General features: G+C 72.0%; 6 protein-coding genes. 5 read left to right on the top strand and 1 reads right to left on the bottom strand.

Features of this window, described 5'->3' with window-relative positions; genetic code table 11:
- The 3 genes from ND747_RS18615 to ND747_RS18605 all read left to right on the top strand — a co-directional run.
- Positions 1-1,220: AI-2E family transporter (locus ND747_RS18615; RefSeq protein ID WP_251734969.1), on the top strand; the 1,220-nt coding region annotated here is incomplete at its 5' end.
- The gene (locus ND747_RS18610) at positions 1,217-1,852 is read left to right on the top strand and encodes a disulfide bond formation protein DsbA (protein WP_251734968.1); all 636 of its coding nucleotides are present in this window, start codon (positions 1,217-1,219) and stop codon (positions 1,850-1,852) included. The genes ND747_RS18615 and ND747_RS18610, both read left to right, overlap by 4 nt.
- A gap of 19 nt (positions 1,853-1,871) precedes the next feature.
- Positions 1,872-2,360 (top strand): ribose-5-phosphate isomerase, encoded by a 489-nt coding sequence (locus ND747_RS18605; RefSeq protein ID WP_251734967.1) that lies wholly within the window; start codon positions 1,872-1,874, stop codon positions 2,358-2,360.
- On the opposite strand, the gene ND747_RS18600 is transcribed toward ND747_RS18605, so the two are convergent.
- The gene (locus ND747_RS18600) at positions 2,303-2,629 is read right to left on the bottom strand and encodes a hypothetical protein (protein WP_251734966.1); all 327 of its coding nucleotides are present in this window, start codon (positions 2,627-2,629) and stop codon (positions 2,303-2,305) included. The genes ND747_RS18605 and ND747_RS18600 overlap by 58 nt on opposite strands.
- A 575-nt stretch (positions 2,630-3,204) precedes the next feature.
- On the opposite strand from ND747_RS18600, the gene ND747_RS18595 reads away from it, so the two are divergent.
- Both ND747_RS18595 and ND747_RS18590 read left to right on the top strand, forming a co-directional pair.
- On the top strand, positions 3,205-4,146 hold the full coding sequence (locus ND747_RS18595) for a dolichyl-phosphate beta-glucosyltransferase (RefSeq protein WP_251734971.1): 942 nt from the start codon (positions 3,205-3,207) through the stop codon (positions 4,144-4,146).
- Positions 4,147-4,196: 50 nt separating this feature from the next.
- Positions 4,197-8,414, top strand: coding sequence for an alpha-(1->3)-arabinofuranosyltransferase (locus ND747_RS18590; RefSeq protein WP_251734965.1), 4,218 nt, complete (start codon positions 4,197-4,199; stop codon positions 8,412-8,414).
- Positions 8,415-8,468 lie beyond the last annotated feature (54 nt).

Below are 8,468 nucleotides of genomic sequence, written 5' to 3'. Positions count from 1 at the left end.
GCCATCCGGGCCGGACCTCGCCGGACCCCGCCGAGCCCGGCCGGGGGGCCGGGGGGCCGGTCAGCGAGCTGTCCACGGCGCAGCGGGCCGAGGCACACATCCCGGTGGCCCTGCGGGTCTCCGCCGGCTGGTCGTGGCGGCTGATCGTCACCGGGGCCGCGATCTACGTCCTGCTGATGGCGGTCGGTCGGGTCCGGCTGGTGGTCATCCCGATCATCGCCGGGCTGCTCATCGCCGCACTGATCCATCCGTTGGCGCACCGCTTCCAGCGGATGGGCCTGCCCCGGCTCGGGGCGGCGTTCGCAGCACTGTTCGTGTTCATCGTGGTGCTGGCCGGGGCGGCGGTGGCGGTGGGGTTCAACGCCGCCAACGAGATTCCGACCGTGTCCGACCAGGTCAGCCAGGGTGTTGAGCAGGTCCGCGGCTACCTGACCGATGGGCCGTTCCACCTGTCGCAGAGTCAGCTCGACGACCTGGTCGACGACATCCGGCGCAACCTCGCGGACAACCGCGGGCGGCTTGTCTCGGGCGTGATCTCCGGGGCGTCGGTCGCCGCGGAGGCGCTCACCAGTCTGCTGGTCGCGTTGTTCTCGACGTTCTTCTTCCTCTACGACGGCGACCGGATCTGGGGCTGGATCGTCACCCGCTTCCCCGCCGGCGCCGAGGAACGGGTGCGCGGTGCCGGTCAGGAGGCCTGGCTGACGATCACCGGGTACATCCGCGGGACGGTCTTCGTCGCCGCCGTCGACGCGCTCGGGATCGCGATCGGGCTGGTCGGCGTCGGCGTGCCGCTGGTCGCCCCGCTGGCGCTGCTGACGTTCTTCGGCGGCTTCGTACCGATCATCGGTGCCACCGTCGCCGGGGTGGCCGCGGTGCTGGTCACCCTCGTTTCGGGCGGGGTCACCGACGCGCTGATCATCCTCGGTGTGGTGCTCGCGGTGCAGCAGGTCGAGGGTCATCTGCTGCAGCCACTGGTCATGCGCCGCGCCGTGCGGTTGCATCCGTTGGCCATCGTCATCTCGCTGTCCGCCGGCGGCGTGCTCGCCGGCATCCCCGGTGCCATCGCCGCGGTGCCGTTCGTGGCCGTCATCAACCGGGTCGCCAGTTACCTGGCCGCCAGCGGAGCTCCGGTCGGTCCCTCCCCGGCGGGGAATCCGATGCCGGCCGCGTGGGTTGACTCCGGTGATCACACTCCGTCGACCGAGGAGCCCCGTCCGTGAGTATCGAGAGTGCAGTCGAGTCCAGCGCCGACCTCGTGACCGCTGATCTGTGGTTCGACCCGAGCTGTCCCTGGGCGTGGCTGACGTCGCGCTGGCTGCTGGAGGTCGAGCGGGTGCGCCCGGTCCGCCCGCGCTGGCACGTGATGAGCCTGGCCGTGCTCAACGACGGTCGTGAGGTGCCCGAGCAGTACCGCGAGGCGATGGCGCAGGCCTGGGGCCCGGTGCGGATCTGCATCGCCGCGGCGGCCAAGCACGGCGAGGACGTCCTCGGTCCGCTCTACACCGCGCTGGGTCGGCGTCGGCACGTGGAGAAGGCCGAGTGGAACGCGGAGACGTTCGTCGCTGCCCTCACCGAGGCGGGCGCCGACCCGTCCCTGGCGAGCGCGGCGACCTCGACCGAATGGGACGAGGCGCTGAAGGCCAGCCACCACGACGGCATCAGCCGGGTCGGCATGGACGTGGGCACCCCGGTGATCGCCGTCGGCGAGAACGCCTTCTTCGGGCCGGTCATCACGCCGGCACCCAAGGGCGAGCAGGCCGGCCGGCTGTGGGACGGGGTCCTGCTGGTCGCCGGCACCCCGGGCTTCTTCGAACTCAAGCGCACCCGGGATGTCGAACCGATCTTCACGTGATCGGGCATGATGACGCATCATGCGCGTCCATCTAGGTTCTGATCATGCCGGCTTCCATCTGAAGGCGGCGCTCGCCGAACGCCTGGTGGAACTCGGCCACGCCCCCGTTGACCATGGCCCGGTCGAGTACGACCCCGACGACGACTACCCGCCGTTCGTGCTCTCCGCCGCGCGGGCGACGGCGGCGGAGCCGGACAGCCTCGGGATCGTCATCGGCGGCTCGGGCAACGGCGAGGCCATCGCGGCCAACAAGGTGGCCGGCGTGCGGGCCGCGCTGGCCTGGAGCGAGCAGACCGCGACCCTCGCCCGCCAGCACAACGACGCCAACGTCCTGAGCATCGGTGCGCGGATGCACACCGTGCCCGAGGCGCTCGGCTTCGTCGAGGTCTTCCTGTCCACCCCGTTCAGCGCCGAGCAGCGCCACGTGCGCCGGCTGCGGATGCTGTCGAACTACGAGCGCACCGCCGAGGTTCCCGCCGTCCCGGACGCGGCGTCCCCCGCGTCCTGAACCTGCGGCGGGGCCGGGCGGTCCGCGGCTCGCCGGGCCGGACGCAGCACCAGGGTGCGTTCGGCCTCGGCGAGGTCCTCGTCGGTGGGCTGGGCCACGTCGCGTGCCCGCATGGCGATCGTCGGTGGCAGGCGGGTGGGGCCGGATCCGACCAGACCCCGCATCGGGCCGTCCGGGTCGATGGCCCCGCCGGTCGGGCTGCTCGGACCGGCCTGATCGCTCGGGCTGTTCGGGCCGGTCGGGCCGCTCGGGCCGCGGCTGCGCGCCATACCTCAAGCGTAGCGTCCGATCACGAAATCCGCATCGGAGCTGGCATTTCGGATCTCGTTCGCCAGGGCACGACGGCGCCAGCGGGTAGCCGACCTATTGCCGGCGGCTGCACTGACGGTCGCGCCGGGCAGGAGCCGTTGTCACCGGGTGTCCACGGCCGATGCATTGGGTGGGACGTCTATCCGTAGTGCTTATCGAGTTCTTCCATGTGATGCCAGAGGGATTTTGCTGCTGGCCGTCAGCAGGCGGATGCCGTCCGCGATTAGGGGGACCGGAGTGATCTTATTTCCGTTCCTGGCGTTGCGATACCCGTTGACGTCGGCGGCGGCGGCGTCCGTATGCTTGTCGTTGCCAAGAGATCGCGAAAGCCATCTCCTTGTAGCCCGTAGGTGCCTGTTCGCAAAGATCGTGGCGTGATCACTGCGTGGGAGGCTATAGATGAATACATTGACTTCCAGCGCGAATAAGCTGAAACTATGCGCTGATCTCGATCGGCCGCTCATAGTTGCGACGCCCCGGCCGGCGTCCGTGACCGGTTTCGCCGTCGAAGCCTAGGAGTTGAACCTTGGACAGCGTGCCCGTGAACGCCTTCGTGCCGGTGAGCGTCGTCATCCCGGCCTATAACGAGGCGCTCCGTCTACCTGGCTCGCTTCCGGCCGTCGCGGCGACGCTGGGCCGCATGCCCGGCGCTGAGGTGATCGTGGTCGACGATGGCAGCACGGACGGCACCGCGGCGATCGCCGAGAAGCTCCTGGTCGGGCTGCCGGGTGGTCGAGTGCTGCGGCTGCCATGGAACTCCGGCAAGGGTGCCGCCGTGCGGGCCGGGGTGTCCGCCGCGCACGGCGAGTCCATCGTCTTTGTCGATGCCGACGGTGCCTCCGACCTCAACGACCTTCCGCTGCTGCTCGCCGCGCTGGAACACGCCGAGGTCGCACTCGGCTCGCGGCGCATCGGCGGGCGCGCGATCCGCAGCAGCGGGCGTCGGGTCGGCAGCTGGGCGTTCAACCAGATCACCCGCTCGCTGGCCAGCCTGGACATTGCCGACACCCAGTGCGGTTTCAAGGCCTTTCGCGGCTCGGAGGCCAAGCTGCTGTTCAGCCTCGCCCGGTCCACGGGGTTCGGCTTCGACGTCGAGGTGCTCTCGATCGCCCGGTCCATGGGGTACCGCATCGCCGAGGTGCCGGTGACCTGGGCGGAAATGCCGGGCGGCTCGTTTCGGGTCGGTCGGCACACCCCCGCCATGCTGGTCGACGTCATGCGTGCCCGGCGCTACCTCGGCCGCTCCGTGCCCGGCGTGAACACGCCCGCGGGCACCCTGATCAGTACCTCGCCGCCGGTCGATGCGGGGCCGGCGACCGCCGTGCCGGTGGCCGCCGTGCCGGTCGTTGCGGTTGCGAGGCCGGTCGAGCCGGTTGCCAGTCGCGCACCACTGTCACCGCCACGCCGGCCCCATCCGTCCTCGGTCACTCCGTTTCCGCTGGCGGCGGCGGCGGGACCGGAGGCGGCAGCCCGGTAGGTACCGTCTTCGGGCATCGTGGATAAGGTCGGCATACCACACATCCGGCCTTGGAGTCGAAGATCCGTTCCTCCGTCGTCAGTCCCACCGAGACCACGTCCGGTCCGCACACCCGCGAGTCGGTGGCGCCACCGCGCGACGAGCACACGTCCCGGTGGCCACTGCTCGGGATCGCCGTTGGCTTCTCGGTGCTCTACCTGCTGCAGGCTCCCGGCAAGCTGACCGCGGACACCAAGCTCGACGTCCCGCTTGATCCGTGGGGTTTCATGGGGCGGGCAACCCACCTGTGGAACTCGCTGGCGGAGTTCGGCTATCTGCCGAACCAGTACGTCGGCTATCTGTTTCCGATGGGCCCCTTCTTCGGGCTGGGTCACCTTCTCGGTGTACCACCGTGGATCTCTCAGCGGCTGTGGATGGCGTTGTTGCTCACCGTCGCGGCCTGGGGAATGGTGCGGTTGGCGGACGCGCTGCGCCTCGGGGTGCCGGTGACCCGGGTCGTCGCGGGGCTTGTTTACACGCTGTCACCGATGTTCCTCGGCAAGATCGGAGCCACCTCGGTGGCGCTCGTCGGCGCCACGATGCTGCCGTGGATCATGCTGCCGTTGATTCTCGCCCTGCGCCCCGACGGGGCCCTCGGCGCCGACACCGGCACCGGCGACGCCGGCCCCCGTGCGGTCGACGCCGGCACCATCGGGGCGGGCTCCGGTGGGGAAGGGGGCGAGCGGCGGCTGGCGCCGCGCCGGGCGGCAGCGTTGTCGGGGCTGGCCGTGCTGTGTACCGGTGGCATCAACGCCACGGTCACGTTGTGTGTGTTGGTGTGTCCCGCGGTGGTGCTGCTGTTCGCCGGCGGCTCGCGGCGCGCCTGGGCGCTGCGAGCCTGGTGGGTGCTCGCGGTGCTGCTCGCCACGGCCTGGTGGGTGCTGGCGCTCGCGGTGCAGGGCAGGTACGGCCTGAACTTCCTCCCCTACACCGAGACGGCCACGACGACGACGGCGACCACCTCGGTCGCCGAGGCACTGCGTGGCGCCACCGACTGGCTGGCCTACCTGCAGCTGCCCCGGCCCTGGCTACCGGCCGCGACCGAGTACGTCTCCCGGCCGGTGCCGATTCTCGGGTCCGCCGCCGTCGTCGCGATCGGCCTGTGGGGGCTGGCCCGGCCGGACCTGCCAGCCCGCCGACTTCTCCTGGTGACCTTGGCCGTCGGCACCGTGTCGGTGTCGGCCGCCTACCCCGGCGACCCGGGTGGCCCGCTGGCCGGCGCGCTGCGCGACCTGCTCGGTAACCAGCTCGGCTTCCTGCGCAACGTCTACAAGTTCCAGCCGGTGGTGCGCCTGCCGATCGCTCTCGGTGTCGCCCACGCCCTGACGGTCCTGCCGCGCCGGTCCCGGCCGCGCCGGGTCGTGTCGGGGGGCCCGGCACCGGGCGCCCCGGCTGCCAGCGGGCCCGCGCCCGGCGTGCCGTCCCGGTGGCGGCCACGGTGGCAGTACCGCGGGGTGGCCAGTGTGACGGCGGTACTGACCGCGGCGGCACTGGTCTGCGGCATGACCCCGGCGCTGTCCGGGCGGGCGTTGCAGCCCCGCCCCTTCACCCAGGTGCCGGACTACTGGGTGCAGGCCGCCGGCTGGCTTGCCGACCACCCGGACAACGGACGGACCCTCGTCCTGCCGGCATCGCCGTTCGCCGAGTACTCGTGGGGCCGCCCGCTGGACGAGCCACTGCAGTGGCTGGCGAAATCCCCCTGGGGGGTACGCAGCCTCATTCCGCTCGGTGGGGTTGGCGTGACCCGGCTGATGGACGGCATCGAACAGGAGCTCGCCACCGGCTCCGCCCCGGGCCTGGGCACCGCGCTCGCCCGCGCCGGTGTCGGCCAGATCCTGCTGCGCAACGATCTGGAACAGAAGAACTGGGACGTTCCGCCGTCCACCGACGAGCTGCACCGAGCGCTGGAATCCTCCGGGCTCACCCGGGCGGCATCGTTCGGGCCGCAGGTGCCGGCGCGGGCCTCGGCGAAGGAACGGCTCGTCCCGAAGCTGCGCAATCCGAGCACAAAGGTGCCGGCGCTGGAGGTGTGGACAGTGCCGGGCGGGGCGTCGATGGTGCGGTCCTACCCGGCCGACAGCGCGGTCGTCGTCTCCGGGGGCCCGGAGGCCACGGTCCAGCTCGCCGCCCAGGGTCTGCTCGGCCCGGATCGTGCCGTGGTGCTCGCCGGTGACCTCGCCGCACCCGCCAATCCCACGCCGCCGTCCACCAGCCCGGCGGCGATCAAGGTTGCGCCGAGCCAGGTGATCGCCCCGGGCACGGCCTGGTTCGACACCGACACCCTGACCCGCCGGGACAGCATCTACGGCATCGTGCACGACGCGAGCTCCTACCTGCTCGGTCCGACAGGCAACGCCGTCGGCCGCTCCGGCGTGCCCAACCAGTGGGCCGAGGACGATGTGGACGGCCATCAGACCGTCGCCGGTTACGCCGACGGCATGTCGGTGACCGCCTCCTCCTACGGCTACGACCTGTTCGCCGCCCCGGACCTCGCCCCGCAGGCCGCGGTCGACGGCTACCCCGGCACGTCCTGGACCGTGATGCGCACCGCCGGGTCGAGTACCCGGGGCCAGTGGATCCAGCTTGATGTCGGTCGGCGGATATCGGTGCCCTACCTCGACCTTCAGCTGCTGTCGGAGGGATCGTGGCGACCGCGGGTACGGGCGATGCGGGTGACCACCGAGACCGGTTCGATCGTTACCGAGGTGTCCCCGGTGGAGGCGGTGCAGCGCCTGGCTGTCCCGCCGGGGCAGAGCCGCTGGTACCGGGTGACGTTCGAACGGGTCGATCCGGAGGGCCCGAACACCCTCGGCGGCGGCATCCGGGAGCTCACCGTTCCGGGCGTCACCCTCACGCACTACGCCCAGCTGCCCGACGACGTCAGCAGCCTGTTCGCCGGTACCGACCGCGGCCACATCGCCTACTCGCTGGTCCGCGAGCGGGTCGACCCGGCGCAGCCGTTCGGTGGTTCCGAGGAACTGACGCTGGCGCGTCGCTTCGAGGTCCCCACCCGGATGGACGTCATCGTCGCCGGCAGCGCGACCTTCCTGCCGCCGCCCCGGGGCACCCCGGCGGCCGACGACGGCCCGCTGCTCGTCGACTGCGGCAGCGGCCCGACTCTGGTCGTCGACGGCCGGCGTTACCCGCTGCGGATCACCGGCCGCAACAGTGACGTGACCGCCGTCCGACCGGTGCAGGTGTCGCTGTGCACCGATGACAGTCGGCTGACGCTCACCCCCGGCCAGCACCTGGTCACCGTCGACCAGGGCACGACCTCCATCCTGGTCGACTCCCTGAGCATCGTCGGACCCGGGCAGGAGGCCGACCCCACCGCGCCGCGGACCACCACGGTCGACCATTGGGGTGCCGAACGTCGCACCGTCAGGATCAGCGCTGGCAGCCGGGCGTTCCTGTCCGTGCGGGAGAACGCCAACACCTCCTGGACGGCGAAGCTGAACGGGGTGGTGCTCACCCCGCTTCGCCTGGACGGCTGGCAGCAGGGCTGGATCGTCCCGGCCGGCGCGGGCGGCACAGTCGTGATCTCCAATGCCCCTGGCGAGGAGTACCGGCGCAATCTGTTCATCGGCCTGGGCCTGGTCCTGGTCCTGCTGGCGCTCGCCGTGGCGCCGCCGCGCCTGGGCCGGCGCCGAGGCCGCCCCGACCGGCTCGACACCGCCCTGATGCCGTGGCTGGCCCGTCTCCCGGGCGTCCCGCGTCCCGCGGTCGTCGGGCCGGCGGCCGGACAGACCACAGGACCCCGGCTGCCCGTGCGCCTGGTCTGGGCCGGCCTCGCGACGTTGGCGGTACTGCTGGTCGCCGGTCCGGTCGCGCTGGCCGTGCCCATCGTGATCCTGATCGGCCGGCGCTGGCCGACGGTGCCGGCCTGGATCGCCGCCGCGGGGATGGCCGGGGCCGGGGTCGCCGTCGCCGTCGCCCCCAACAGCAGCCCCGGCTCCGGCCAGGGCGCGTTCGGTGCCCCCACCCAGCTGCTGGGCGCCGTCGCGTTCGCGGCCGTGCTGGCCGCCCTCGTGGCCTGGTGCTGGGACCGCCCGGTCTCAGCACGGCCTAGGCCGGCTCCGGCCGGGCCCGATCACCGTGCGTCGGATCCACCCGGGCCCGAACGGCGTGGGCCGATGCCGCCGGGGTTCGCCGGGTCCGATCTCCACGAGGCGGATCGGGCCGCGTCTGATCACTCGGCGTCGTCGGTGTCGGCGCCGCCGTCGGCCTGATCCCGGCCGGGCGGGTCGCCGTTCGGGCCACCTCCGCGCGGGCGCCGCTGGCAC

Source organism: Frankia sp. R82 (assembly GCF_023716925.1).
Taxonomy (GTDB): Bacteria; Actinomycetota; Actinomycetes; order Frankiales; family Frankiaceae; genus Frankia.
This window is presented reverse-complemented; position numbering and strand designations above follow the sequence as displayed.